Origin of the sequence: Haloarcula pelagica, assembly GCF_030127105.1 — an archaeon.
Classification (GTDB): Archaea; Halobacteriota; Halobacteria; order Halobacteriales; family Haloarculaceae; genus Haloarcula; species Haloarcula pelagica.
In genome coordinates this window covers 2,717,509-2,738,129 of sequence record NZ_CP126161.1, presented here as the reverse complement: position 1 = coordinate 2,738,129, position 20,621 = coordinate 2,717,509, and the positions used below count along the sequence as shown (strand labels likewise).

The following is a 20,621-nucleotide window of genomic DNA, read 5'->3' as shown; positions in this document are numbered from 1 at the left end:
TCACCCTGCGTCAGCGCCTCCTCGTTGGCGTCGGCGTCACTGCTCTTGTTGTCGGGGTTGTCTGCCATCAGGCGTCACCTCGGTTCGGTTTCTGGGTGATGTACACCCCGTCCTGGAACACCCGAACGTCCTTGTCGTTGACGCGGGTGAGCTGTTCGATGTCCGCGGCGGTCTGGCCGACGGCCTCGATGTCGGGGCCAGAGAGGGTGAGTTCCTCGCCGTCGATCTGGACCTCGGTGTCGCCGTGGACCGTCGTGCGACGGGCGGCCTTCTCGCCGAGGAAGTTCTCGATGACGACTTCGTCACCCTCCACGTCGACCTGCATCGGGAAGTGAGAGTAGAAGACTTCCATCTCGTACTCCCAGCCCTCGGTCACGCCGTGGAACATGTTCTCGATGTGGCTCTCGAAGGTCCCGACCGTCGAGTTGGTCTTCGCGTCTGCTTCCTCGGACGCGATGACGACCTCGTCACCGTCGACCGAGACATCGATGTCGGGGTACCAGAGCCGTCGCGTGACGCTGCCGTTTGGACCCTCGACGGTGAGGTCGAGATGGTCCATCTCGGCGGTCACGTCCTCCGGAATCTCCAGTGCTACTCGTGTCATTGTTAGTAGACGTACGCGATTACTTGGCCACCGATGCCCGCTTCGCGGGCCTCGTAGTGGCTCATGACGCCGTGGCTCGTCGTGACGACGAGTGTCCCGTAGTCACGGGCCGGGAGGAACCGCTTCTCCCACTTCTCGAACTCGTCGGCCCCAGCCGAGTAGCGGGGCTTGACCGGGCCACATTCGTTGATGGCGCCTTTCAGTTCGACCTCGAACTCACCGGCTTTGCCGTCGTCGACGAAGCTGAACCCGTCGATGTACCCGCGGTCGTAGAAGACCTCGAGGACGGAGCCGATTTCGTTCGAGGCGGGCGATACTGTCTGTTCCAGATGGCCGACGCTCTCGGCGTTATCGATGGCCGACAGCGCACTGGCGAATGGGTCGTTACCTGTCATGGTTAGTTGAACTTCTTGAAGCCCATTCCCCGCGAGATCTCGCGGAAGCACTGGCGACACAGCCAGATGTCGTACTTGCCGACCAGCCCCTGCTCGCGCCCGCAGCGCTGGCAGGATTCGAGCTGGCCGGTCCGTTCCGTGTCGGCCTCGGCGTCGGGCTCGTCCGTGGTTTCACTTTCGCTCATTCGCTCACCTCAGCGTCGAAGGTCGACTCGACGAACGCGGTCGCGTCCGCGGGGTTGAGCCGATGGTTCGACGGGATCGAACGCGACGCCTTGTCGCGCTTGGCGACGCGGTAGCCGGGGCGGACGAGGTTGACCGTCACGTCCAGCCCGTAGATCCCGATACTCGGGTCGTACTCCTGGCTCGGGAACTCCGTGTGTTCCTCGACACCGAAGCTGAAGTTCCCGGTGTCGTCGAACTGGGCTTCCGAGAGCTCCGCGAGCGGCAGCGCCGTCTGCAGGAACTCGTGGGCGTCGTCGTCGCGAAGCGTGACCTTCGCGCCGATGGGGTCGCCCTCGCGGATGTCGAACTCGCCGACGGTCCGCTTTGCCTTCGTTCGGACGGGCGTCTGGCCGGTGATCTCCGTGATGATCTCCTCGGCGTTCGCCAGGTCTCGGCCACCGTGGCCGATCCCCATGTGGACGACGACCTTCTCGACGCGCGGTTCGCGCATCTCGTGGAAGCCCGAGGATTCGCTCTCGGAGCTCATTCGTCGTCACCTCCGTCGTCGTCGCTCGTGAAGTTCTCGTCGATGACGACGACGTACTCTTCGACCGTCTCGAAGCCAGCGTCGTCCTGCTCGACGAGGACGTTGTTCTGAGAGGAGCCAGGGGTGACCTGGATCTCCTCGACCGTCCCGATCTCGCCCGCGTGGGCGCCGTCGACGGCGGTGACGAGCGCGCCCTCCTCGTACTCGAAGTGGGCGACGATCTCGTTGCTCTCGTTGTCGACGACGATCGAGTCGCCGCCGTTGTAGGCGTCGCCGTCCTCGACGAGCAGCGTCTGCCCGTCGTGGAGCCCAAGCTGGACAGCGCCACCGGAGACGTTGCTCTTGGTGACGATCTTGCCCAGTTTGGAGTCGGCCGCGTCGCCGTCGATCGCGGTCAGCGCCAGCCGACCGCCCTCGCCGGGGAACACGCGGTAGTACTCGTCTCGCTCGGTGAAGGCCAGGATGTCGAACATCCCGACGGGCCGTTCCTCGTCGGAGACGGGCGTGCCGTTGATGAGGACGTTGTCCTCGTTGAGCGCGTAGCGCGCTTCCTTGCGGTTGTCGGCGTAGCCCAGCACGTCCCGCAGGACGATGAGCAGGGGGACCCCCGACTCACCGTGCGGGCCGGCACCGGCCTTGACGGTAAACGTCGCTGTCTTGCGCTCTACGGGCCAACTGTTTGGCACCGAGAGGCGCTTCTGGTGGTTACTCATGCTGTATCGTCCTCCGATTCGAGACGCGCCTGCCGCCTGTCGTCTTCGAGGTCCAGATCGGTGACCCGGACGTTCGAGGTGTCGAGCGGGCGCGGCACTTCCTCGCCGTCGGTCTTTTCGAGGGTGACATCCTCGACGTGGATGACCGCGTCGGCCAGGTCCACGTCCAGCACTTCGCCCTCCTCGCCGGCGTCGTCGCCGCGCAGCACTTCCACCGTGTCACCGGCGTTGACGCGGACGTTGCGCTGGCCGTACTCCTCGCGGAGGTCGGCCGACAGCGTGGCCCGCACCTGTTTGTGCCGCTCGTGCAGCGGCGCGCGTCGTTGACTCGTTCGCTGTTTGTCTGGTTTCTCGCTCATGGTTCTATACGATCATCGTCGCCGCTGAGGCGACACTGCCGAATCGTTCGGCGACCTCACGCGCGATCGGGCCCTTGAGCTCGGTCCCGCGGGGGTCCTCGTTCTCGTCGACGATGACGGCCGCGTTGTCCTGGAACTTCACGCGCGTGCCGTCCGGTCGGCGGATCGGCTTGCGCTGGCGGATGACCACGGCTTCGAGCACCTGGCGACGCATCTCCGGCGTCCCCTTGGTGACCGAGACCGTGATCTTGTCGCCCAGGCCGGCCTTGGGGTGGCGGTTCTTGGTCCCGGAGTAGCCGTGGACCGAGATGACCTTGAGCTCGCGTGCGCCCGTGTTGTCGGCACACGTGATGAGCGACCCCTTTTCGAGGCCCTGTGTCACGTCAGCGTTCAGTGCTTCCATCAGTCGTCACCGTCCTGTTCGTCTGCGACCACGCCGACGACGACGTGGCTCTTTGTCTTCGAGAGTGGTCGACACTCTGCGATCGTGACCGTCTCGCCCTCCGCGAGGTCGAGACACTCGGGTGCGTGTGCCGGAATCCGGCTACGCCGCTTCATGAAGCGGTCGTACTTGGGCACCTTCACGTCGTACTCACGTTCGACGACGACGGTCTTCTCCATGTCAGTGGAGGCTACTGTACCGTTCAGTGTCTGTCCGCGGACGGAGAGCTCTCCGTGGAACGGACAGTTCTGGTCGGTACAGGTCTCCTCCGGTTCCTGTACGTTCAGTCCTAGCGCCATTGTGAATCTCCTGTAGTCTCTGTGCGGCGAGCGGGACGGGCGATCAGTCGGTCGCCCTCGACCCGGACTCGCGTTCGCGAGTCGTCGTCGAGCGTGAACCGGAACGTCGCCGCGTCCTTCGGCACGTGCCACACCCGGTCTGCGCCCGCGTCCTCGATAGTCAACAGCTTCGTCGTCTCCATGACGACGCTGCCGCTGATACCGACGGCGTCCGGATTGGACGCCGCGACGACCTCGACTTCGAGGCCGACGAGTTCGTGTCGTGGGAGCGTCTCGGGTGTCAGTGGCATTATTCGCTCTCCTGAAGGTCGCCTTCTTCGCGCTGCACCGTCTTGATGCGCGCGATGGCCTTCTTCAGTTCCTTGATGCGCCCCGGGTTGTCCGGCGCGCCACCCGCGGCCTGGACGGCCCGGGAGTTCAGCAGTTCCGTCTTGAGGTCATCGAGCTCTGACTCCCGCTCGGCGGGAGTCATGTCGCGGATCTCGGTGACGTGCAGGACGGTCATTCGTCGTCAGCCTCCTCGTCCATCTCGTCCATCAGTTCCTCGGCTTCCGCCTCGGTCTCCTCGTCGAGTTCCTCGTCGACGGCGGCGTCGAGTTCGTCGACATCGATGTCCTCGACATCGTCGTCGGTGGGGACATCGACATCTTCTTCGACAATCTCCTCCTCGACGACTTCCTCAGCGTCGTCACCGGCCTCGTCGGGTTCGTCGTGGCCGACCTCGGTGGTCTCGGCCTCGTCGGCGTCCTCGGGCTCGCCTTCGAGGAGTTCCTCGACGGACTCGCCCTCGGTCTCGGCGACGTAGTCCTCGACCTCGACATCCTCGTAGATCTCGAAGTCGTCGGGGAGCTGGGCGTTCGGCGGGATGATCTTGACCCGGACACCGATGGTGCCCAGCTTCATCACCGCGACGCCGACGCCGGAGTCGACGATCTCCTCTGCGGGTTCGCCGTTGTGCTTGACGTAGCCGCGGTTGAACTTCTCCACGCGCGAGCGGGCGCCCGTGACCTTCCCCGAGAGGACGATCTCGGCACCCAGCGCGCCCGCTTCCATGATCCGGTCGATCGTGGTGTGACCGGCCTTCCGGAAGTACCAGCCGCGTTCGAGCGCGTTGGCGAGTCGGTCCGCGACGATGCGGGCGTTGAGGTCCGGCTCCTCGACTTCCTGCACGTCGATCTGCGGGTCGTCGAGGTTGAACCGATCTTCGAGTTCGGTCGTGATCTTCCGGATGTTCTTCCCGCCCTTGCCGATGACCATACCCGGCTTCTCGGCTTTGAGGACGATCTGGGTCCCCATCGGCGTCTTGGCGACATCCATGCCGCCGTAGCCGGCACGGCCCAGCTCCTCCGAGAAGAACTCGTCGATCTGGGTCCGCTGGAGGCCGTCCTCGATGAACTGCTGTTCGTCGGCCATTATTCTTCGACCTCCTCTAAGACGAGTTCGACATCGACCTGTGGCGTGTTCCAGGCGCTCGCACGCCCCATCGCGCGGGGTTTGCGGCCCTGCTGTTCGCCGACCTTGTGGGCGGCAACGTGCATGATCCGCATCGACTCGCCGTCGAAGCCCTGGTGGTCGGCGTTGCCGACGGCGTTTTCGAGCAGGTCGAGGAACGCGTCGCTTGCCTTCTGCGGGAAGCGACCGGCGTCCCAGCCGTCGACCTTCGACTTGTGGCCGACGCCCGAGTTGTGCTGTTTGAACGGGACGGGCTGGTCGCCCTCGATGACTGCTTCGAGGTACTCGACAGCCTCGCCGGCCGTCTTGCCCTTGATCTCCCGGGCGATGGCCTTGCTGTGCTTGTGGCTCATCTGCCGCTCCCGGAGCATTGCTTTCGCGGTGGTGTCCGGGTCGGCGTCGACTGAGTAGCTGATTCCCATGATTACTTGAGCGGTACGAACTTCGAGGAGCGTGTCGCCCCGATCCCGGCCTGCCCGTGTTCGACATCGGTGCGGGTGAGCTGGAACTCACCGAGGTAGTGGCCGAGCATCTCCGGCTCGACGGTGACTCGCTCGAAGCTCTGGCCGTTGTGGACGGCGAAGGTCAGCCCGACCATCACGGGGACGATCGGCATGTCCCGCAGGTGCGTGCGGATCGGGTTGTTCGCCGTTGCCTCCTCTTCGGCCTCGCGCGCCTTCTCGAGGAGCTTCTGCTTTTCCTCGGTCAGGCCGCGTTCGATAGTTCGCCGCTGGCGTGCGGGCAGCAGTTCCGCGACTTCTTCGAGCTCCATCTCCTGTAGCTCGTCGAGCGTGTGGCCGCGATAGGTGAACTCACCCTCGTGGCCGATTTGATACTCCGAACTCATTCGTTTCCACCTCGGCCGGTCCGCTTCGAGGCGATGTCCCCGACTTTACGGCCCGGCGGCGTGTCGCGCGAGACGGACTTGGGCTTGCCGGGGTGTTGGCGGCCACCGCCACCGAAGGGGTGGTCGACGGCGTTCATCGCCACACCGCGGACGTTCGGCCACTTGGTCCCGCGGGCTTTCATCTTGTGATACTTGTTGCCGGCCTTGACCATCGGCTTGTCAGTCCGGCCGCCGCCGGCGACGACGCCGACGGTGGCACGGCACTGCGGATCGAGCCGTTTCATCTCCCCGGAGGGGAGTTTGACGACCGCGACCGAGCGGTCGTGGGTCAGAAGCGTCGCGTTGACACCCGACGCGCGGGCGAAGCGCCCGCCGTCGCCGGGGCTGGACTCGACGTTACAGACCGGAACGCCCTCGGGGATCTCCGCGAGCGGGAGCGTGTTCCCGGGGGCGATCTCGGCGCTGACGCCGACCTGCAGTTCGTCGCCCACGCCGACGCCTTCCGGCGCGAGGACGAGGCGGCGGTCGCCGTCCTCGAACTCGACGGCCGCGACGGGCGCCGAGCGTGCGGGGTCGTGTTCGATGTCCACGACCGTGCCGGCGATAACGTCGCCGTCTTCGACTTTACGGTGCTGGAGATCGGCCTTGTAGCGGTGCGAGGGCGCTCGGAACGTCGAGGTCCCGCGGCCGCGTCGTTGTCCCTGGATTCGTCGTCCCATGGTTAGAACACCCCGATTCTGGAGGCGACTTCCTGGGCGTCGTCGTCCTCGGAGAGGCGAACGACGGCCTTCTTCTCGCCGTCCATCGTGTTCTGTGTGTTCACGTCGACGACTTCGACCTCGTACTGGTCCTCGACGGCGTCGATGACATCCGTCTTGGTAGCCGAGGAGTCGACGACGAACTGGAGCTTGTTCTGGAAGTCCATGTCGTTCATGGCCTTCTCGGTGACGTGGGGGAACTTGATAACGTCCCAGCTCATCTGTCGGCCACCTCCGCGAGTGCGGACTCGGTAAAGACCGTCAGCCGACCGGGCGCTGCGCCGGGCGCGAGGTCTTCCGTGTTGACCTCGGCGGCCGTCGCCACGTCGACACCCGCGAGGTTGCGGGCGGCCGTCGACGGTTCCTCGCTGGTCACGAACAGGATCGAAGAGGGGCGGCGGTACTTCCGGCCGCGCATCTTCCCCTGTCCGGCCTTGATCTTGGTCTCGTCCGCGCGCTCGATGTCCGCGTGGATGTCGAGCGCTTCGAGCAGGGAGACGACCTCCTGGGTCTTGACGAGGTCCTCGAAGTCGTCGGAGACGACGACGGGCACCTCGTCGCGGTCGAACTCGTGGCCGCGCTCGGCGACGAGTTCGGCGTCGGTGGTCGCTGCCAGCGCCGAGCGAACGGCGAGCTGGCGCTCCTTGTCGTTGATGTCGATCGAGCGGTCCTTCTCGGACTTGGGCGGGTGGGCCGAACGGCCCTTGACCGCCTGCGGGACGCGGCGGGCACGGCCGTCCTGTTTGGGGACGTGTGCCTGGCCGCGGCCGCTACCGAACGACTCGGCCGGCGTGCGGAGGCCAGCGTACTCGTCGGCGCCGTAGTCCTGTTTCCGGTTGGCCTGTGCGGCGCGTACTGCCTTCTGGATGAGGTCTGTCCGGACCGGCGTCTCGAAGACAGCCGGCAGATCGACCTCACCGTCGGCGTCGCCGTCCAGGTCGTGTACTGTTACCTGCATAGATTATCCCTGGTTCGATTCCGTGGAGACGTAGCGCACCTCGGGGTCGAGGCGCGGCTGGTCGTTCGGTCGCACTGCGGGCCGGAAGCGAACCAGTCGCTTGTCCGGACCGGGCACCGAGCCCTTCACGAGCGTGTAGTGACCGTCGACCTCGCCGTAGTTGACGAACCCGCCGTCGACGCTGGGGTCGTCCCCTTCGCCGATGTCGATGACACGCTTGTTCAGTTCGGTGCGCTGGTGGTAGCCGGTCTGGCCCTGCTGGGGGACCGTCGAGCGCACGCGGGACGGGTTCCACGGACCGAGGTTACCGATCCGTCGGCGCCAGCCCTGCCGGGCGTGTTTGCCCTTCCGCTTCTGGACGCCCCAGCGCTTGACGGGACCCTGGGTCCCTTTCCCGGTGGTGACGGCCCCGACGTCGGCGTACTCGCCGGCGCGGAACACGTCGTTCATCGAGTGCTCGCCGCCGTCTCCGACGAGGTCGAGCGCGTGATCCAGGCGGTCCGAGATGGAGCCGCCGCCGACGCGAGTCTCCATCACGTCGGGCTTTTTCTTCGGGACGTTCGGGACATCGTCGGGGACGGTGTGGGTGATCAGTCGGATATCGCCCAGGTCACCGGCCTCGAGTGCGTCTCGTACCTGTTCCTCTGCAGCGTCCGGGTCGTGGTCCTCCGGCAGGTCCAGTGTGCGGTCGAGTTCCCCGTGGAACTCATCCGTCCAGACCTCCGTCAGCGGACGCTTCCCGTACGGCGTGTCTTCGTAGGCTCGCAGGGCGACAGCGCGCATCGGCGGCGTCTCGACGACCGTCACCGGGACGGTCTCCTCCATCCCCTCGCGGGGGGAGTTGGGTTCGTCGTTGACGAGCACGACGTGTGTCATGCCCGCCTTGTAGCCGGCGAACCCCTGGACGCCCGGCTGGCCGTCGTCGTCGGGCCAGCTGTTGAAGCGAGGCGTCTCGCTCGTCGAGCGCTTGCGCGGGCCAAAGCCCATCGAGCCCTTGCGTGGTCTGCTTGGTTGTGGCATTCGTTTACTCCGTGAGGGTTAGACAGGCGAGGGAGGCGAACAGTGCTTCTTCCGTTCGCACGACCTCGCTGCCCTGGTTCGGAACCGTATTCAGCCAGAGGTCGAACCCTGTTGGGTCGTCGTCTCGCTGGTCTCTCCCGGCGGCGTCCGGGTCCACGTCGAGTATCGACGGTAACCCGCGCTCGGGTGCGCCGAAGGCGACTGTCATGCCGCCCGCGGCGTCGCGGCGCTCGACCACCTGGCCGAGCCGCGCCGTCGAGACCGGCTCACCGTATCGCGATGACGCGATGGTGAGCCCGGCGTCGTCACGCGAGAGTGCCGTATCGAGGTCCGCGGAAACGACATCGAACCCTGTGGTGGGGGCGTCGACGAGTTTCGCCCGGACCGGCCGTCGCGAAGAGACCCTGACGGTCACGCGCTCCCCCTTGCCCACGTCCAGTCCGTCTGGAACGGGGAGGGAGATCGGGTGTTGCAGTCCGCAATTGACCCGTACGCGCCCATCAGCTCCGACCTCGGTCACGATTCCCTGTCTTAACGACCCCGAACCCTCGGATCCGGAGCCGGTCTGTGAACGCACGCGGAGCGGCGGCAGGACGCCGACGTACTCCAGTTCGCCCCGCTTGCCCCACATCTCCTTTCGGAGGTGTGGCGGCGTCGCGGCGTACCGCAACACGGTTTCGACGAACCCGTCTTCGAACTTCCCCGCCCCGTCGGGGTCGGGGAAGACGGTCAGCCGATCGACCCGGAAGACCGTGGCCGCGCGGGCCACGTATCCGAGCTTGCGAGTCGCCTCGCGTTTGTCCTCGGCTTCGCGTGTGAGCGAAGACGGCACGAGCACGCTGGTCGTCATGCCGTGACGCTTCCACGTCGCGCCACTAGACTGTGCCGATACGTCTCCTTCCCGGGCTTAAAAAGACCCCGCTTCACGCGCGCGTTGAGACGCGTTCACATGGTCCATCGACGCCGTTTGCTCACGAATTGGTGTCACGTTGCTTGCCGCTTCCGAAAGTCCGATCTGCGTGATCGACCCGCACGATCCGGACGGCACAGGGAGAGACGAATGTCCTCACTCCCCACGATTTCCCCCGCGAAACGGAAGGCTTTTTACTATCACCCTCGCCAGATTGGGATGCAGAGAGGCGCAGTGCGCGCTGGTAGTGTAGTGGTATCACGTGACCTTGCCATGGTCACAACCTGGGTTCAAATCCCAGCCAGCGCATTTCTGTCGACGCCAACCGACGAGCACAGCGAGTCGCGTCGGTCGTCTGAACCCTTATCTCCGCGCCGAGCATACGACGCTGTATGTCCATGGCTATCGCCCACTTCGCGTTCGGGGCCGCGGCGACCACGCTCGTGGTCGCGCTGTTGGTCCCGGCCTCGTGGTATCCGCGGACGCTGACACTCGTCGGCGGTGGGTGGGCGATGCTCCCGGACCTCCACTGGATCAGTCCCGTCGCGACCGAGCAACTCAGAGAGCTCCACGGGACATCGCCCTGGGTGGACCTGTTCTGGTTCCATCGCACGCTCGATACGCTCGACGCGACGGACTCGACGGGGGTCGCAGCGGTGTTCGTCGCGCTGTTCATCGGCGCGACGCTGTTCGCCGAGTGGTGGGGGTACCGCTCGCCGGCACGGGTCCGGAAGGCCCACGAGACGTATCTCGGCGTCGAGCGACCCAAGTGACGGAACAACAGCGTTAGGCCGACGGCGCCCGACTCGCCGATATGACCTGCATCGGGTTCCTCTCGGTCGCACCGGTCGTCGAAGAGAGCATGGCGCCGTACGTCGCCGACGCCGTCGCGGCGTTGGACGACTTCGACGTGACCTACGAGACGACGCCGATGGGGACGATCATCGAGGCCGACGACAGCGCGGAGCTGTTCGCGGCCGCACACGCCGCCCACGAGGCCGTCGGCGCACAGTCCGACCGCGTCGAGACGTTCCTGAAGATCGACGACAAGCGGGGCGTCGACCAGCGGGCAAGCGAGAAGGTCGACGCCGTCGAACAGGAGTTGGGCCGCGAAGCCCGGAGCGACAGCGAGGAGTGACGGTCGCCGTTCCCGGGGCATGAGAACGGTTGTCGGGGTTTACCCCGAGCGGCGGCGTCTCTCCGCGTGGGAGACGATGACCGACACAGACCTGAAACCGCAACTCCGACCTGCACCCGGAAGCGAAATCGTTCCCGTCGGTGCCACCGACGGCGAGATCGTCCCCGTCGAGGAACGCCCCGCGGAGCTTGTCGTCGCCGACTGACGGCGTCGAGAGGGGAAGCTGTTTACCCGTCCCCCGCGAGGCTGGCGGCATGGAGAGTCTCAACCGGATGGCCACCGAACTCATCGACGAGGCCATCGACTTCGCCGAGGAGCTGACGATCGACGTACACGCCTTGGAGGGCGACGCCGCAGTACTGGACTTCGGTGTCGAGGTGCCCGGTGCCGTCGAGGCCGGGCTCTTGCTGGCGGAGATTCAGACCGCGGGCCTGGCGACGGTCCAGTCGACCATGGGGACCGTCGCCGACGCGCCCCTGACACACGTCGAGCTGTCGACGGACCATCCGGCACTGGCGCTTTTGTGTGCACAGAAGGGCGGCTGGGAGCTCTCGACGGCGGAGTTCGAGGGGCTGGGCAGCGGTCCGGCCCGCGCGCTGGTCGCCGAGGAGGACATCTTCGAACGGGTGGGGTATCGCGAGGCGGCCGACTTCGCCGTGCTGGCCGTCGAGGCCGACGAACTGCCCGACGAGAGCGTCGCCGAGGCCGTCGCCGAGCGGACCGGCGTCCCCGAGACGGCCGTCTTCCTGCCGACGTTCGCGACCGCGAGTGTCACGGGGAGCGTCGTCGCGGCCGCCCGAGCGGCCGAACTCGCCGTGTTCCGGCTCTCGGAACTGGGCTTCGATCCCGTCTCCGTGCTGTCGGCGAACGCGAGCGCACCGGTGGCGCCGGTCGCCGGTGACGAGGAGACGGCGATGGCCCGGACGACCGACGCGCTGGCCTACGGCGCAAAAGTCCATCTGACGGTCGACGAGTCGTTCGACCGGTTCGACGAGGTCGCTTCCGTCGCCGCCGGCGAGTACGGTCGCCCGCTGGGCGGCGTGTTCGAGGCTGTCGACTGGGACTTCACCGAGTTGCCCGTCGGGGTGTTCGCTCCCGCACAGGTGACGATCGACGTGGTCGGCGGCGACACGCACGTAGTGGGGACGACGAGCGAGTCCGTCCTCGCCGAGAGTTTCGGTATCGCCACTCAGTAGGCGATTCCGACCCGCTCACCGTGGTGGCTGTCCTCGGCCAGCACGTCGTAGACACACGCGGCCACGTCGCCCGACGACACCGACTGCCCGCCGTCGGGCAGGTACGCCGTCGTCGTCCGGTAGTAGTTCGTGGGCCCGCCGTCGGGCATGACCGGCGGACAGACCAGCGTCCAGTTCAGCCCGGAGGCCCGGATCGTTCCGTAGGCGGACCGGTGGGCGGCTGCGACATCCCGGAACCGGATCGGAAACTCCGGCGTGTCGAGTCGGAGATGCTGTGGCGTCGCCTGGAGGATTCCGGCGGCGCCGACGGCGACGAGCCTGTCGACCCCGGTCGTTTCCATGGCGTCGACGATGTTCGCGACACCCTCGGTCAGAACGGCGGTGTCGTCGCTGTCGGCCGGCCCGACGGCACTGACGACAGCGTCGTGGCCGGGGACTGTGGCAGCGACGGCCTCCGGGTCCGTGACATCGCCCTCGATGGTGGACACACCGGTCGGGAGACCGGACGAATCCCGGACGAAAGCGGTCACGCGGTGTTCGTCAGCCAGGGCGCGTTCGAGAAAGCGGCTCCCGGCCCGGCCCGTGGCCCCGAAGAGGAGAATATCCATGCTAGTCGGCCGACGATTCGGTAGCGACGGTAAAATAGCCGATACCTAACTGAGCACGGGTGGCTGCTGCGAACGGGCCACACGACCGGGTTTCCAGTGCTGACGGCGACGATTCGCCGGGAGGATGGCTCACGGTTCAGTCCGCGGTTCCGGCCCGGGCGGCCGTCCCGAACTGCTGCTGTGTCTCCCACTCCGCGACGACCTGGTCGAGCCCCGCCCGATACGTCGGATACCGGGGCGCCCAGTCGGTCGCGTCACGGAACCGGGAAGCGGTCGTCGGCATCGGCCGGGACAGCAGCCGGACCGTCTCCGTACCGACGATCCAGCGAGCGAGCCACGCCGGGACCCGTCCCGGTTCCGAAGCGTCCAGCCGCTCGGCCAGCGCCCGGAGAACGGCTGCGAGCGTGACCGGTTCGTCGTCGACGACGTGGTACGTACCGGCGAGCGCGCTCTCGATGGCCGCCGTGAACGCGGTCGCCGCGTCGGCAGCGTGGAGCATCGAGAGGCGTGCGTCACGGCGGCCGAGCAGCCCCCGGCCGACGATCGGTACGTCCCCGTCGAGGAGGCCGTCGGCGAACTGACGGAGGTGTGCCGAGTCGTGGGCGTAGAGATACCCGAGACGGAGGACCGTGGCGTCGAACCCCCGGGCCGTGCTCGCTTCGGCCAGGAAGTCCTCGACATCGGCCGCCGACTGGGTGGGCCGTGTCGGGTGGCGCTCGTCGGTGGCGTCGAACGCCGACCCGTCGGGTTGGCGAGCGAGCCAGACGACGCTGGGAAACAGCACCTGCTCGACGCCGGCGTCGGTCGCCGCAGCGACCAGGTTCCGGGCGCCCTCGCGGCGAACCCGGTCGTTCAGGGCCCAGTCCGCGTCACTCGGGCGCGGGTCGGTCGGGAGCTTCGTCGCCGCGTGGACGGCGGCGTCGACGGTGTCGGGCATCGCCGTCCGGAGCGTCGGTTCGTCCAACACGTCGCCCCGAACCGGACGCCCACCAGCCTCACGGACCGTCGCTGCGCCAGTGTCGTCACGGACGAGTCCGACGGGGTCGTGGCCCCGGGCGGCTAGCGTCTCCACGAGTCGGTGACCGATCACGCCGGTGCTGCCGGTGACGAACACGCGCATACCAGACCGTTCGCCCGGCACTCATCAGTCGGTACTGCCGGAGTCGTCTGGTGGGTTTATACCGACAGTCCGAGACACGCGACCATGCGACACGTCCGGGTCCGGATCACCGCGGCCGGCGACGAAGCCGCCGTCCACCCGATGTACGACCTGCTGACGAACGCCCCGTTCGTCGAGCGGGCGACGGCGCTGCAGTGGAACTTCACGGGCGAAGCCTTCGGCATCCTCCACTACGTCGTCGGCGACCACGACGCGTTCGTGTCCCGGGTCGACGAAGTTCCACAGGTCGTCGACTTCGAGACCGTCCGAGCGGACGAGGATGCGTTCTACGCCTACGTTCAGGACGCGACGACGGAGTCGCTGCGGGACCTGTTCGGCCCGGTGACCGCCAGCCCGCTGGTCGCCGTCCCCCCCTGTCGAGTACGACCCCGACGGGACGGTGGCGTTCTCGCTGTTCGGCCCCGACGAGGCGCTCCAGGCCGCCGTCGACACCGTCCCGGACCCGATCGACGTGACGATCGAGCAGATCGGGGGGGCTCGATCGGCTGGCGGCGACCGTCGAGACGCGCCTCAGCGACCGCCAGCGCGAGGCCGTCGAGGCGGCGCTGTCGCTGGGGTACTACGACATCCCGCGGACGGCGACCCACGAGGCCGTCGCCGACGCGCTCGACTGTGCACCGAGTACGGCCGCAGAACACCTCCGGAAGGCCGAATCGCGCGTCCTCCACGCGCTCTTTGACGGCTGACTACTCCGCCGGCGTCACGTCCGTGACGGTCCCGACGCCCTTCGAGCGGCCCTCGCGGAAGACGAACTTCTGGCCCTCCTCGACCAGATACGAACGGAACTTGAACCGGACGCGCGTCTGGCCGGCGTCGCCGGGGAGCAACTGGCCGCCCTCGGGGTGGAAGACGCCGGCCTCGCTGATCGTTTCGAGGTGGATCACCGGCTCGTAGCCGTCGCCGATCCGGGTCGGGTGGTTCAACACCATCACCTCGGCCTCGAACTCCCGGACCGGTGTCGGGTCGGCGTCGCGGGGCAGGAGGACCATCCCGCGCTCGATGTCGGCTTCGCGGACGCCTTTCAGCGCGATGCCGACGATGCGGCCGGCCTTGGCCTCGTCGACGCGGTGGTAGTGCATCTCGATCGAGCGGACTTCGACCTCGCGGAAGGCCCCGTCCTGCATCGGGCCCAAGAGGAGTTCGTCGCCGGCCTCGACCTCGCCGGCCTTGATCGTGCCCGAGGCGACCGCGCCGACGCCCTGGACGTTGTAGGTCCGGTCGATGTACATCCGGAACTCGCCGACCTCGCCGGTGGTCTTCGGGAGCGCCTCGAACATCGCGTCGAGGTCGTCCAACCCCGCCTGGGTGACCGCGCTGGTCGTCAGGACCGGGACGACGGTCTCGGAGATCTCCTCGATCGCCGCCCGGACGCCGTGGCGGTCGACCCGAAGGGGCGTCTTGTCGACCTCCCGCAGCGCCCGTTCGACCTCGCGTTCGACCTCGGCGGCGCGCTCCTCGGTGACGATGTCGGCCTTCGTGATCGCGACGATTGTCGGGAGATCCGTCGCCAGCAGGATACCCAGATGCTCGCGAGTCGTGTCGGTCACGCCGTCGTCGGCCGCGACCGTCAGCAGGCCGTAGTCGAGTTTCTGGCCGACCAGTCCGCGGATCGTCGTCCGGAGCCAGGGCTCGTGGCCGACGGTGTCGACGAAGCTCACCAGCCGGTCCGACTCCTCGACGACGCGGGCCCGGTCGGTCTTCCGGTGGGGGTTGTCCATCCGGACCGGCCCGTCGTCGTCGAAGCCGTAGACGCCGTACGAGAGGTCCGCGGAGAGACCCCGCTCGACCTCGTGGGGCTGGACATCGAGGAACCCGCGGGTCGTCCCCTCGCCGTCGTCGGCTTCGCCCGTGACCAGCGACCCGACGAGCGTGGACTTGCCGTGGTCGACGTGGCCCGCGGTACCGACGACGATGTGGTCGTCGTCTTCGAGGACTGCGCCCTCGCGGATAGTGGCGACGCCGACGATCCCATCGGGAGCGTCCGCGTCGTCGGTCGCCGCTGGCGTCTCCTCGGCGACGCCGTCGACACCCCACGTCTGGACCTCCTCGATGTGGGCGCCGGCCTCCTCGGCCAGCAGACTCAACACGTCCATGGACTCGGAGAACTCGGTCGGTGAGATCCCGGCGAGGCCGCCGTCGTCCGTGACGCCGACGACGTAGGTCGCCTCGCCGTCACCCGAGAGGACGCGGTGTCGCAACTGGGCGGCCAGCGACTCCAGGCGTCCCTCCGAGAGGTGGAGATTCTCCGTGAGCCGCTCCTTGAACTCGACGCTGCCGCCCTCCTCCTCGCCGCGGTCAAGCGCGCGTTCGAGGACGGCCCGGTCGGGGCTCATGCGCGATCGTAGCGGGGGGCGAGATAAAAGCCTTCCCCGGGTTTTGGAGCCGCTACCTGCTATTGAGCGGTGGGGATGGGTCTAACACGCACAGTAGCTCGTCCGACAGTTCGGTCAGTCGGCGCTGTGTCGCGGAACGTAGGTGCAGTCGGTACAGCCCCACGTGCCGTCGGCGAACGTGATCTCGCCGTGGCAATCGGGACAGCGGTACGCGTCGGCGGTCGTGGACTGGTTGATAGCCATTACCGAGGCGGAGTCGGTCGGCCTATAAGAGGGTTGTTCTAATTCCGACAGGAGAATACTAGGTCATTGAAGCTCACGCCGCCTCGCCGATCGGCTAGCCCGGAACCGCCACGTGGCCCGCCGACAGGGGCTTACTCCCGATAGGGCGCGACCGCCTCGAGGAAGCCGTCGGCGTAGCTCGCCTCGGTGATCCGGTCGGCCCGTTCGCGGGCTGTCGCGTCGGCGTTCGACACTGCGACGGACTCCCCGGCAACGTCGAACAGTTGGGCGTCGTTCTCCGAGTCGCCGACGGCCAGGAATTCGCTGGGCTCGCGGTCCAGGTGTGCACAGACCGCGTCGAGCCCGGTCCCCTTGTCCGCGCTGGGATCGGTGACGTGGTAGGCGTAGCCGGTATCGAGGACGACTAGGCCGTGTTCCTCGGCCAGCGCCTCCAGGGGCGCGACGGGCTGGTCGATCTGGACGACGACCTCGGTCTCGCGCCAGCGGTTGGCGAGGTCGACCGCGCCGAACCCGAGGTCGTACCCCCGGTCGCGGTAGGCGGCCGCCACGGCGTCGGCTGCGTCCTTGTCGCCGACCAGTTCCAGCGAATCGGTCGCCTCGACGAAGACCACGCCGCCGTTCTCGGCGATCACGGTCCGTCCGATCCCCAGGAACTCACACAGTGCGATCGGGAACGGCATCGCCTTGCCGGTGGCGACGACGACTCGCTCGGGCCAGTGCCGGAGCACCGGGATCACCCGCGGATCGAGCGCGCGCTGGTCGTCGGTCAGCGTCCCGTCGATATCGACCGCAAGCGGCGGCGTCTCGGACGACATGGCTCCCCCTCCGTAGTGGACGGGTTTCCCCGTTGCGATGTCAGTCGTCGGTCAGCCGCTCGTAGGCCGCCTTGACCTGTTTGAACTCCCGCTCGGTGCCGGAGTCGGTGTCCGGGTGGACCTCCTTGACCTTCTCGCGGTAGGCCGCCTTGACCGCGCTCTCGTCGGCGCCCTGTTCGAGGTCCAGTCGCTTGTACGCCTCCGCGACACTGGGGCCGTCGGTCTGACGGGCCCGCCGTGCACGTTGTCGCTGTCGACCGGCCTGTTGCTGTCGCTGCCGGCGCTGTCGCCGACCCCCGTTCCTGGCCCGGCGCCGGGCTTCCTGGGCGACATCGCGGACGCTCCGTCCCTCCCGCGGCCCGGTCCACTCCTCGCGGGGTTCGGCGCCGAAGCCGCCCCGTCGGGCGCCGTTTCGCCGGCCGCCGTCGGCGGCCCGCCGTTCGACGCGCTCGTAGACGCCGGCGGCCAGTTTGCCGCTGGCGTGGTAGTACATGAAGTACGTCGACGCGCCGAACATCAGCGCCAGGAAGAGCACCGCCGGATTCACGAGGACCCCTACCACCGTGAGCACGCCAGTCAGGACGGCGAACACCGCAGCGACACCCGTGATAAGCCGGTCGTACTGCACGCGTGGGCGTTCGGTCCAGAGCACCGTAAGCGTCTCGCCTGTCGACTCGCCAGAGGGTTCAAGCCCCTCGGCGTGCTACACCTTCGCATGAGCGTCGCCGGTCTCTGCGAGCTCTGCGAGCGACCGAACGTCGAGCACATCTGTGATCGCTGTGGCCGACTCGTCTGTGATCGCCACTGGGACCGCGAGACGGGGCTGTGTGTCGAGTGTGCTGGCGAGGTCGGCGGTCCCGGCGATCGGGTCGACCCCGAGAACATGCCCGACGGCGTCGACACCTACCGGTTCTAGCGGTACTGGTTCAGTCGGCCGCTGAGTCGCTTCGCCGCCTGTCCGGCCGCGTCGAAGAACGCCGCCTCGTTCCCGCGGTCGGCGGCCTCCTCGCCGGCGAAGATGATCCCCCGCGAGGAGTTGACGAGGCCGACGCCGTCGGCCAGTCCGTGTTCGACGGCCGCCTCGGCGTCGCCGCCCTGCGCGCCGACGCCAGGGACGAGAAACGGGATGTCCGGGACGAGTTCGCGGATCGACTCCAGTTCTTCGGGCGCGGTCGCGCCCACGACGAGGCCGACGTTGCCGTTGTCGTTCCAGAGGTCCGCCAGGTGGACGACCCGTTCGTACAGCGGTTCCCCCGACGCCAGTTCGAGGTTCTGGAGGTCCGCGCCGCCGGGGTTTGAGGTCCGACCGAGGACGAACACGCCCTTGTCCTCGCGCTGGAGGAACGGCTCCAGGGAGTCCCGTCCGAGGAACGGGTTGACAGTGATGGCGTCGGCGGCAGGCCCCTCGTCGTCGTCCAGAATACGGGCGTACTGGCGGGCGGTGTTGCCGATATCGCCCCGTTTGGCGTCCAGCAGGACCGGCACGTCCTTGCCGTGTGCGTAGGCGATGGTCTCCCGGAGCGCGCGCCAGCCGTCTGCGTCCTCGTAGAAGGCGGCGTTGGGTTTGTAACAGGCTGCGTGTTCGTGGGTGGCGTCGATGATCCGGCGGTTGAACTGGAACCGCGGGAGGTCCGCGTCGGCGACGGCGTCGGGGAGTCGGTCCGGGTCGGGGTCCAGTCCCACCGACACCACGCTGTCGACGGCGTCGATGCGGTCGGCGAGGCGGTCGAAGAACTGCATACCTACGCTCGCGCGAGGTGGGGGTACAAACGTTTCCCTCTCCGGCCGCTATCAACACTGATAACTAGAGGGGCGGCTATATGTGAGATTGCCTGAACAGCTTACCCATGAACCGTCCTCTGGACATCGGCCACGTTGCCGACACGCTCCCGGATCTCGGGGAGGCGATCGAGAACCCGCGGCTCCGCCCGGTCGGGCTCGTGGGCGGTTTCGTACTGCTGTGTCTCGGTGCCGGACTCTCGGTAGCGCCGACGGCCGGTCGCCTGGCGCTGTGGGCCAACGCCGTCGCTGCGACGCTCGTGTTCGTCGCCGTGCCGCTGTTTTGCCTGGGACTGGCGGCACCGGAACCGACCGGAAGTCGGTTCCAGTTCGGGATCGATCTCACACGCAGACAGCGACAGGCGGTCGCCGCCGGTGCGCTCTGTATCGTCGTCGCCCCGATCGTGATGGCGCTCGGGCAACCGATCGGGTTCGCGCTGCCGGTCGTCCTCGCGGCGGCCGGACTCGCGTTCGTCGGCTCCGCGCTCGTGCTGACCGGCTTCGTCGCCTGGACCTCACAGGTGCTCGCCGAGCCGGGGCGTGCCTAATCGGACCTCAGTGTCGCCGCGATCACGTCGACCAGCTGCTTGACAGCGGCGCCGCTGTGTGCGATCAGGACGGTGCCGGAATCGGTCTGTTCGACCGTGACGGCGGCGTAGTCGGGCAGTTCCGGGTCGACCGTCGTCACAAGCTCCAGGCGCGCCGTCGAGGGTGTCACACTGACCGTCCCGACGGACGCCTCGCCGGCGGTGAGCCGGTAGGCGAGCGCACCCTCGGGTGTCGGTTCGACATCGGGGTCGGCGTCGACGACCGACACCGAGCCCAGCGGCCCACGGTCGAGGCCAGTGAGTTCCGAGGCCAGGAGCTGTCCGATCCGCTTGCCGTCGGTGACGCGATCCTCGACCATCAGAGGTCCTCCCGGACCCGTGTCGCCAGTTCGGTGACATCGATCCCCTCGCGGCGGGCGTACAGGACCGCCGCCGTCTCCAGGGTCACGCCGATCTCGGACTGGAGCGCGTTGATCTCGCCGACGGCCATCCGCTTCTCGACACCCGTCGAGACGACCGCATCGAGCAACCGCTCGAACGTCGACCGGGACTGGAGCACGTCCTCGGAGGGGACGAACCCGTCCGGGATGTCGACATCGCCCGGATCGAACCCGACGACGAGGTCGTCGCCGTCCCGGGCGACGAACCCCTCGCCCTCGGCCACGTCGACCAGCGTCTTGGCCTGGTCCGGCGAGAACCAGTCCCGGTCCAGCGAGAGGGCGACGACGAACTCGCTTTCGCCCATCCGGTCGGTGCCCCGCTGTCGGAACGGGGCGGCGACGGCCGTCTTCAGACTCATCGTTCCCTCCGGGGACCGGCCCGGGCCTAACCGTTACGGTCCCGAGTCGGCATCGAACGGTTCAAGTGCACCCTGGGTTATCTCTGAGGTATGAAAGACCAGGGACGCTCCCCACGCAAGCGGACGGGCGGCCGACGGCGGCCCAACCACAAGAAGAAGAAACACGAACTGGGCACGGAGTCCACCGAGACCCAGGTCGGCGAGCCGAAACTGAAGGTCGTCGACTCCCGGGGCAACACCCAGAAGATCCGCGCTGTCACCACCGACATCGCGAGCGTCGCCGACGGGGCGACGACCCACGAGGCGACCATCGAGAACGTCGTCGAGAACCCTTCGAACCCCAACTACGCCCGCCGGAACATCATCACCAAGGGCGCCATCATCGACACCTCGGAAGGCCAGGCGCGTGTCACCTCCCGCCCCGGTCAGGACGGGCAGGTCAACGCCGTCGCCGTCGAGTAACGCCGCGGGTTTTCCACCGTCCTCACGATCGGGTAGCCACTGGACCCCAAC

Annotated in this window: 36 protein-coding genes and 1 tRNA gene; 9 read left to right on the top strand and 28 right to left on the bottom strand. The window is 67.5% G+C overall.

Features of this window, described 5'->3' with window-relative positions:
* Positions 1 to 67: 67 nt before the first annotated feature.
* From P1L40_RS14495 to P1L40_RS14410, 18 genes are read right to left on the bottom strand one after another with little or no spacing between them, the layout of a single operon-like run.
* Positions 68 to 604, bottom strand: coding sequence for a 50S ribosomal protein L6 (locus tag P1L40_RS14495; protein WP_284008023.1), 537 nt, complete (start codon positions 602 to 604; stop codon positions 68 to 70).
* A gap of 2 nt (positions 605 to 606) precedes the next feature.
* Positions 607 to 999 carry a 30S ribosomal protein S8 gene (locus tag P1L40_RS14490; RefSeq protein ID WP_284008022.1) on the bottom strand — a complete coding sequence of 131 codons (393 nt, stop codon included), beginning with the start codon at positions 997 to 999 and terminating at the stop codon, positions 607 to 609.
* Positions 1,000 to 1,001: 2 nt separating this feature from the next.
* Entirely contained in the window at positions 1,002 to 1,184 is a 183-nt protein-coding gene (locus tag P1L40_RS14485; protein WP_276222444.1) for a 30S ribosomal protein S14, read from the bottom strand.
* On the bottom strand, positions 1,181 to 1,711 hold the full coding sequence (locus tag P1L40_RS14480) for a 50S ribosomal protein L5 (protein WP_284008019.1): 531 nt from the start codon (positions 1,709 to 1,711) through the stop codon (positions 1,181 to 1,183). The genes P1L40_RS14485 and P1L40_RS14480 overlap by 4 nt, the downstream gene beginning before the upstream one ends.
* On the bottom strand, positions 1,708 to 2,424 hold the full coding sequence (locus tag P1L40_RS14475) for a 30S ribosomal protein S4e (protein ID WP_284008018.1): 717 nt from the start codon (positions 2,422 to 2,424) through the stop codon (positions 1,708 to 1,710). The genes P1L40_RS14480 and P1L40_RS14475 overlap by 4 nt, the downstream gene beginning before the upstream one ends.
* Positions 2,421 to 2,783 carry a 50S ribosomal protein L24 gene (gene rplX / locus P1L40_RS14470; RefSeq protein WP_284008016.1) on the bottom strand — a complete coding sequence of 121 codons (363 nt, stop codon included), beginning with the start codon at positions 2,781 to 2,783 and terminating at the stop codon, positions 2,421 to 2,423. The genes P1L40_RS14475 and rplX overlap by 4 nt, the downstream gene beginning before the upstream one ends.
* Before the next feature lie 4 nt (positions 2,784 to 2,787).
* Positions 2,788 to 3,186, bottom strand: coding sequence for a 50S ribosomal protein L14 (locus tag P1L40_RS14465; protein ID WP_276222451.1), 399 nt, complete (start codon positions 3,184 to 3,186; stop codon positions 2,788 to 2,790).
* On the bottom strand, positions 3,186 to 3,524 hold the full coding sequence (locus P1L40_RS14460; RefSeq protein WP_284008014.1) for a 30S ribosomal protein S17: 339 nt from the start codon (positions 3,522 to 3,524) through the stop codon (positions 3,186 to 3,188). The genes P1L40_RS14465 and P1L40_RS14460 overlap by 1 nt, the downstream gene beginning before the upstream one ends.
* A complete protein-coding gene (locus tag P1L40_RS14455; protein ID WP_284008012.1) occupies positions 3,515 to 3,814 on the bottom strand; it encodes a ribonuclease P protein component 1 in 300 nt (99 codons plus the stop codon). The genes P1L40_RS14460 and P1L40_RS14455 overlap by 10 nt, the downstream gene beginning before the upstream one ends.
* Complete coding sequence (gene rpmC / locus P1L40_RS14450) at positions 3,814 to 4,029, bottom strand: 50S ribosomal protein L29 (protein ID WP_284008011.1); 216 nt, start codon at positions 4,027 to 4,029, stop codon at positions 3,814 to 3,816. Before rpmC ends, P1L40_RS14455 begins: the two co-directional genes overlap by 1 nt.
* Positions 4,026 to 4,937: a 30S ribosomal protein S3 gene (locus P1L40_RS14445; RefSeq protein WP_284008009.1), complete on the bottom strand. Its 912-nt coding sequence runs from the start codon at positions 4,935 to 4,937 to the stop codon at positions 4,026 to 4,028. The genes rpmC and P1L40_RS14445 overlap by 4 nt, the downstream gene beginning before the upstream one ends.
* Entirely contained in the window at positions 4,937 to 5,398 is a 462-nt protein-coding gene (locus P1L40_RS14440; protein WP_284008007.1) for a 50S ribosomal protein L22, read from the bottom strand. The genes P1L40_RS14445 and P1L40_RS14440 overlap by 1 nt, the downstream gene beginning before the upstream one ends.
* 2 nt (positions 5,399 to 5,400) lie before the next feature.
* On the bottom strand, positions 5,401 to 5,823 hold the full coding sequence (locus P1L40_RS14435) for a 30S ribosomal protein S19 (protein ID WP_284008006.1): 423 nt from the start codon (positions 5,821 to 5,823) through the stop codon (positions 5,401 to 5,403).
* Positions 5,820 to 6,542 (bottom strand): 50S ribosomal protein L2, encoded by a 723-nt coding sequence (locus tag P1L40_RS14430; RefSeq protein WP_284008004.1) that lies wholly within the window; start codon positions 6,540 to 6,542, stop codon positions 5,820 to 5,822. Before P1L40_RS14430 ends, P1L40_RS14435 begins: the two co-directional genes overlap by 4 nt.
* Positions 6,543 to 6,544: 2 nt before the next feature.
* Positions 6,545 to 6,802, bottom strand: a complete 258-nt coding sequence (locus P1L40_RS14425; protein ID WP_284008002.1) for a 50S ribosomal protein L23 — start codon at positions 6,800 to 6,802, stop codon at positions 6,545 to 6,547.
* Complete coding sequence (gene rpl4p / locus P1L40_RS14420) at positions 6,799 to 7,539, bottom strand: 50S ribosomal protein L4 (RefSeq protein ID WP_284008000.1); 741 nt, start codon at positions 7,537 to 7,539, stop codon at positions 6,799 to 6,801. Before rpl4p ends, P1L40_RS14425 begins: the two co-directional genes overlap by 4 nt.
* A gap of 3 nt (positions 7,540 to 7,542) precedes the next feature.
* Complete coding sequence (gene rpl3p / locus P1L40_RS14415) at positions 7,543 to 8,559, bottom strand: 50S ribosomal protein L3 (protein ID WP_284007999.1); 1,017 nt, start codon at positions 8,557 to 8,559, stop codon at positions 7,543 to 7,545.
* A gap of 4 nt (positions 8,560 to 8,563) precedes the next feature.
* Positions 8,564 to 9,409, bottom strand: coding sequence for an RNA methyltransferase (locus tag P1L40_RS14410; RefSeq protein WP_284007997.1), 846 nt, complete (start codon positions 9,407 to 9,409; stop codon positions 8,564 to 8,566).
* 298 nt (positions 9,410 to 9,707) lie between these two features.
* On the opposite strand from P1L40_RS14410, the gene P1L40_RS14405 reads away from it, so the two are divergent.
* From P1L40_RS14405 to mch, 5 genes are all read left to right on the top strand, one after another.
* Positions 9,708 to 9,778: transfer RNA gene (locus tag P1L40_RS14405), tRNA-Gly, on the top strand.
* Between the two features lie 83 nt (positions 9,779 to 9,861).
* Positions 9,862 to 10,242 carry a hypothetical protein gene (locus tag P1L40_RS14400; protein WP_284007996.1) on the top strand — a complete coding sequence of 127 codons (381 nt, stop codon included), beginning with the start codon at positions 9,862 to 9,864 and terminating at the stop codon, positions 10,240 to 10,242.
* A gap of 41 nt (positions 10,243 to 10,283) precedes the next feature.
* A complete protein-coding gene (locus P1L40_RS14395) occupies positions 10,284 to 10,607 on the top strand; it encodes an MTH1187 family thiamine-binding protein (protein WP_284007994.1) in 324 nt (107 codons plus the stop codon).
* A gap of 76 nt (positions 10,608 to 10,683) precedes the next feature.
* The gene (locus P1L40_RS14390; protein ID WP_284007992.1) at positions 10,684 to 10,812 is read left to right on the top strand and encodes a hypothetical protein; all 129 of its coding nucleotides are present in this window, start codon (positions 10,684 to 10,686) and stop codon (positions 10,810 to 10,812) included.
* Between the two features lie 49 nt (positions 10,813 to 10,861).
* Positions 10,862 to 11,803, top strand: coding sequence for a methenyltetrahydromethanopterin cyclohydrolase (gene mch, locus P1L40_RS14385; protein WP_284007990.1), 942 nt, complete (start codon positions 10,862 to 10,864; stop codon positions 11,801 to 11,803).
* Here mch and P1L40_RS14380 read toward each other — a convergent pair.
* The 3 genes from P1L40_RS14380 to P1L40_RS23570 all read right to left on the bottom strand — a co-directional run bounded on the left by P1L40_RS14380 (position 11,797) and on the right by P1L40_RS23570 (position 13,780).
* Positions 11,797 to 12,411, bottom strand: a complete 615-nt coding sequence (locus P1L40_RS14380; protein ID WP_284007988.1) for an NAD(P)-dependent oxidoreductase — start codon at positions 12,409 to 12,411, stop codon at positions 11,797 to 11,799. The genes mch and P1L40_RS14380 overlap by 7 nt on opposite strands.
* 136 nt (positions 12,412 to 12,547) lie before the next feature.
* Positions 12,548 to 13,531 carry an NAD-dependent epimerase/dehydratase family protein gene (locus P1L40_RS14375; protein ID WP_284007985.1) on the bottom strand — a complete coding sequence of 328 codons (984 nt, stop codon included), beginning with the start codon at positions 13,529 to 13,531 and terminating at the stop codon, positions 12,548 to 12,550.
* Positions 13,532 to 13,555: 24 nt separating this feature from the next.
* A complete protein-coding gene (locus tag P1L40_RS23570) occupies positions 13,556 to 13,780 on the bottom strand; it encodes a hypothetical protein (protein WP_419181183.1) in 225 nt (74 codons plus the stop codon).
* 296 nt (positions 13,781 to 14,076) lie between these two features.
* On the opposite strand from P1L40_RS23570, the gene P1L40_RS23410 reads away from it, so the two are divergent.
* Positions 14,077 to 14,277: a helix-turn-helix domain-containing protein gene (locus tag P1L40_RS23410; RefSeq protein ID WP_336402188.1), complete on the top strand. Its 201-nt coding sequence runs from the start codon at positions 14,077 to 14,079 to the stop codon at positions 14,275 to 14,277.
* On the opposite strand, the gene P1L40_RS14360 is transcribed toward P1L40_RS23410, so the two are convergent.
* The 4 genes from P1L40_RS14360 to P1L40_RS14345 all read right to left on the bottom strand — a co-directional run bounded on the left by P1L40_RS14360 (position 14,278) and on the right by P1L40_RS14345 (position 17,610).
* Positions 14,278 to 15,924, bottom strand: coding sequence for a GTPBP1 family GTP-binding protein (locus P1L40_RS14360; protein ID WP_284007983.1), 1,647 nt, complete (start codon positions 15,922 to 15,924; stop codon positions 14,278 to 14,280).
* A 114-nt stretch (positions 15,925 to 16,038) separates the two neighbouring features.
* A complete protein-coding gene (locus P1L40_RS14355; RefSeq protein WP_284007982.1) occupies positions 16,039 to 16,167 on the bottom strand; it encodes a hypothetical protein in 129 nt (42 codons plus the stop codon).
* A 131-nt stretch (positions 16,168 to 16,298) separates the two neighbouring features.
* Positions 16,299 to 16,982: a phosphoglycolate phosphatase gene (locus P1L40_RS14350; protein ID WP_284007980.1), complete on the bottom strand. Its 684-nt coding sequence runs from the start codon at positions 16,980 to 16,982 to the stop codon at positions 16,299 to 16,301.
* Positions 16,983 to 17,022: 40 nt separating this feature from the next.
* Positions 17,023 to 17,610, bottom strand: a complete 588-nt coding sequence (locus P1L40_RS14345; RefSeq protein ID WP_284007979.1) for a J domain-containing protein — start codon at positions 17,608 to 17,610, stop codon at positions 17,023 to 17,025.
* 87 nt (positions 17,611 to 17,697) lie between these two features.
* Here P1L40_RS14345 and P1L40_RS14340 point away from each other — a divergent pair, with 87 nt between their 5' ends.
* The gene (locus P1L40_RS14340) at positions 17,698 to 17,898 is read left to right on the top strand and encodes a hypothetical protein (RefSeq protein WP_284007977.1); all 201 of its coding nucleotides are present in this window, start codon (positions 17,698 to 17,700) and stop codon (positions 17,896 to 17,898) included.
* Here P1L40_RS14340 and pyrF read toward each other — a convergent pair.
* Positions 17,895 to 18,722, bottom strand: a complete 828-nt coding sequence (gene pyrF / locus P1L40_RS14335) for an orotidine-5'-phosphate decarboxylase (protein ID WP_284007975.1) — start codon at positions 18,720 to 18,722, stop codon at positions 17,895 to 17,897. The two genes, P1L40_RS14340 and pyrF, sit on opposite strands and share 4 nt — an antisense overlap.
* Before the next feature lie 107 nt (positions 18,723 to 18,829).
* Between pyrF and P1L40_RS14330 the strand changes: the two genes are divergently transcribed.
* Entirely contained in the window at positions 18,830 to 19,309 is a 480-nt protein-coding gene (locus tag P1L40_RS14330; protein WP_284007973.1) for a hypothetical protein, read from the top strand.
* Here P1L40_RS14330 and P1L40_RS14325 read toward each other — a convergent pair.
* Together P1L40_RS14325 and P1L40_RS14320 are read right to left on the bottom strand one after the other, a co-directional pair.
* Positions 19,306 to 19,668: a DUF7993 family protein gene (locus tag P1L40_RS14325; protein ID WP_284007972.1), complete on the bottom strand. Its 363-nt coding sequence runs from the start codon at positions 19,666 to 19,668 to the stop codon at positions 19,306 to 19,308. The two genes, P1L40_RS14330 and P1L40_RS14325, sit on opposite strands and share 4 nt — an antisense overlap.
* On the bottom strand, positions 19,668 to 20,108 hold the full coding sequence (locus P1L40_RS14320; RefSeq protein WP_284007970.1) for a DUF2240 family protein: 441 nt from the start codon (positions 20,106 to 20,108) through the stop codon (positions 19,668 to 19,670). The genes P1L40_RS14325 and P1L40_RS14320 overlap by 1 nt, the downstream gene beginning before the upstream one ends.
* Positions 20,109 to 20,198: 90 nt before the next feature.
* Between P1L40_RS14320 and P1L40_RS14315 the strand changes: the two genes are divergently transcribed.
* A complete protein-coding gene (locus P1L40_RS14315; RefSeq protein WP_284007969.1) occupies positions 20,199 to 20,570 on the top strand; it encodes a 30S ribosomal protein S8e in 372 nt (123 codons plus the stop codon).
* Positions 20,571 to 20,621: the final 51 nt, after the last annotated feature.

Excerpts from the sequence above, each read along its gene's own strand:
- mch (WP_284007990.1), top strand. The coding sequence starts at position 10,862 with ATGGAGAGTCTCAACCGGATGGCCACCGAACTCATCGACGAGGCCATC.
- P1L40_RS14320 (WP_284007970.1), bottom strand. The coding sequence starts at position 20,108 with ATGAGTCTGAAGACGGCCGTCGCCGCCCCGTTCCGACAGCGGGGCACC.
- P1L40_RS14490 (WP_284008022.1), bottom strand. The coding sequence starts at position 999 with ATGACAGGTAACGACCCATTCGCCAGTGCGCTGTCGGCCATCGATAAC.
- P1L40_RS14330 (WP_284007973.1), top strand. The coding sequence starts at position 18,830 with ATGAACCGTCCTCTGGACATCGGCCACGTTGCCGACACGCTCCCGGAT.
- rpmC (WP_284008011.1), bottom strand. The coding sequence starts at position 4,029 with ATGACCGTCCTGCACGTCACCGAGATCCGCGACATGACTCCCGCCGAG.
- P1L40_RS14480 (WP_284008019.1), bottom strand. The coding sequence starts at position 1,711 with ATGAGCTCCGAGAGCGAATCCTCGGGCTTCCACGAGATGCGCGAACCG.
- rpl3p (WP_284007999.1), bottom strand. The coding sequence starts at position 8,559 with ATGCCACAACCAAGCAGACCACGCAAGGGCTCGATGGGCTTTGGCCCG.
- P1L40_RS14495 (WP_284008023.1), bottom strand. The coding sequence starts at position 604 with ATGACACGAGTAGCACTGGAGATTCCGGAGGACGTGACCGCCGAGATG.
- P1L40_RS14475 (WP_284008018.1), bottom strand. The coding sequence starts at position 2,424 with ATGAGTAACCACCAGAAGCGCCTCTCGGTGCCAAACAGTTGGCCCGTA.
- P1L40_RS14455 (WP_284008012.1), bottom strand. The coding sequence starts at position 3,814 with ATGCCACTGACACCCGAGACGCTCCCACGACACGAACTCGTCGGCCTC.
- P1L40_RS14400 (WP_284007996.1), top strand. The coding sequence starts at position 9,862 with ATGTCCATGGCTATCGCCCACTTCGCGTTCGGGGCCGCGGCGACCACG.
- P1L40_RS14430 (WP_284008004.1), bottom strand. The coding sequence starts at position 6,542 with ATGGGACGACGAATCCAGGGACAACGACGCGGCCGCGGGACCTCGACG.
- rpl4p (WP_284008000.1), bottom strand. The coding sequence starts at position 7,539 with ATGCAGGTAACAGTACACGACCTGGACGGCGACGCCGACGGTGAGGTC.
- P1L40_RS14410 (WP_284007997.1), bottom strand. The coding sequence starts at position 9,409 with ATGACGACCAGCGTGCTCGTGCCGTCTTCGCTCACACGCGAAGCCGAG.
- P1L40_RS14485 (WP_276222444.1), bottom strand. The coding sequence starts at position 1,184 with ATGAGCGAAAGTGAAACCACGGACGAGCCCGACGCCGAGGCCGACACG.
- P1L40_RS14340 (WP_284007977.1), top strand. The coding sequence starts at position 17,698 with ATGAGCGTCGCCGGTCTCTGCGAGCTCTGCGAGCGACCGAACGTCGAG.
- P1L40_RS14350 (WP_284007980.1), bottom strand. The coding sequence starts at position 16,982 with ATGTCGTCCGAGACGCCGCCGCTTGCGGTCGATATCGACGGGACGCTG.
- P1L40_RS14390 (WP_284007992.1), top strand. The coding sequence starts at position 10,684 with ATGACCGACACAGACCTGAAACCGCAACTCCGACCTGCACCCGGAAGC.
- P1L40_RS14440 (WP_284008007.1), bottom strand. The coding sequence starts at position 5,398 with ATGGGAATCAGCTACTCAGTCGACGCCGACCCGGACACCACCGCGAAA.
- P1L40_RS14395 (WP_284007994.1), top strand. The coding sequence starts at position 10,284 with ATGACCTGCATCGGGTTCCTCTCGGTCGCACCGGTCGTCGAAGAGAGC.
- pyrF (WP_284007975.1), bottom strand. The coding sequence starts at position 18,722 with ATGCAGTTCTTCGACCGCCTCGCCGACCGCATCGACGCCGTCGACAGC.
- P1L40_RS14375 (WP_284007985.1), bottom strand. The coding sequence starts at position 13,531 with ATGCGCGTGTTCGTCACCGGCAGCACCGGCGTGATCGGTCACCGACTC.
- P1L40_RS14355 (WP_284007982.1), bottom strand. The coding sequence starts at position 16,167 with ATGGCTATCAACCAGTCCACGACCGCCGACGCGTACCGCTGTCCCGAT.
- P1L40_RS14380 (WP_284007988.1), bottom strand. The coding sequence starts at position 12,411 with ATGGATATTCTCCTCTTCGGGGCCACGGGCCGGGCCGGGAGCCGCTTT.
- P1L40_RS14445 (WP_284008009.1), bottom strand. The coding sequence starts at position 4,937 with ATGGCCGACGAACAGCAGTTCATCGAGGACGGCCTCCAGCGGACCCAG.
- P1L40_RS14325 (WP_284007972.1), bottom strand. The coding sequence starts at position 19,668 with ATGGTCGAGGATCGCGTCACCGACGGCAAGCGGATCGGACAGCTCCTG.
- P1L40_RS14460 (WP_284008014.1), bottom strand. The coding sequence starts at position 3,524 with ATGGCGCTAGGACTGAACGTACAGGAACCGGAGGAGACCTGTACCGAC.
- P1L40_RS14465 (WP_276222451.1), bottom strand. The coding sequence starts at position 3,186 with ATGGAAGCACTGAACGCTGACGTGACACAGGGCCTCGAAAAGGGGTCG.
- P1L40_RS14360 (WP_284007983.1), bottom strand. The coding sequence starts at position 15,924 with ATGAGCCCCGACCGGGCCGTCCTCGAACGCGCGCTTGACCGCGGCGAG.
- P1L40_RS14315 (WP_284007969.1), top strand. The coding sequence starts at position 20,199 with ATGAAAGACCAGGGACGCTCCCCACGCAAGCGGACGGGCGGCCGACGG.
- rplX (WP_284008016.1), bottom strand. The coding sequence starts at position 2,783 with ATGAGCGAGAAACCAGACAAACAGCGAACGAGTCAACGACGCGCGCCG.
- P1L40_RS14425 (WP_284008002.1), bottom strand. The coding sequence starts at position 6,802 with ATGAGCTGGGACGTTATCAAGTTCCCCCACGTCACCGAGAAGGCCATG.
- P1L40_RS14435 (WP_284008006.1), bottom strand. The coding sequence starts at position 5,823 with ATGAGTTCGGAGTATCAAATCGGCCACGAGGGTGAGTTCACCTATCGC.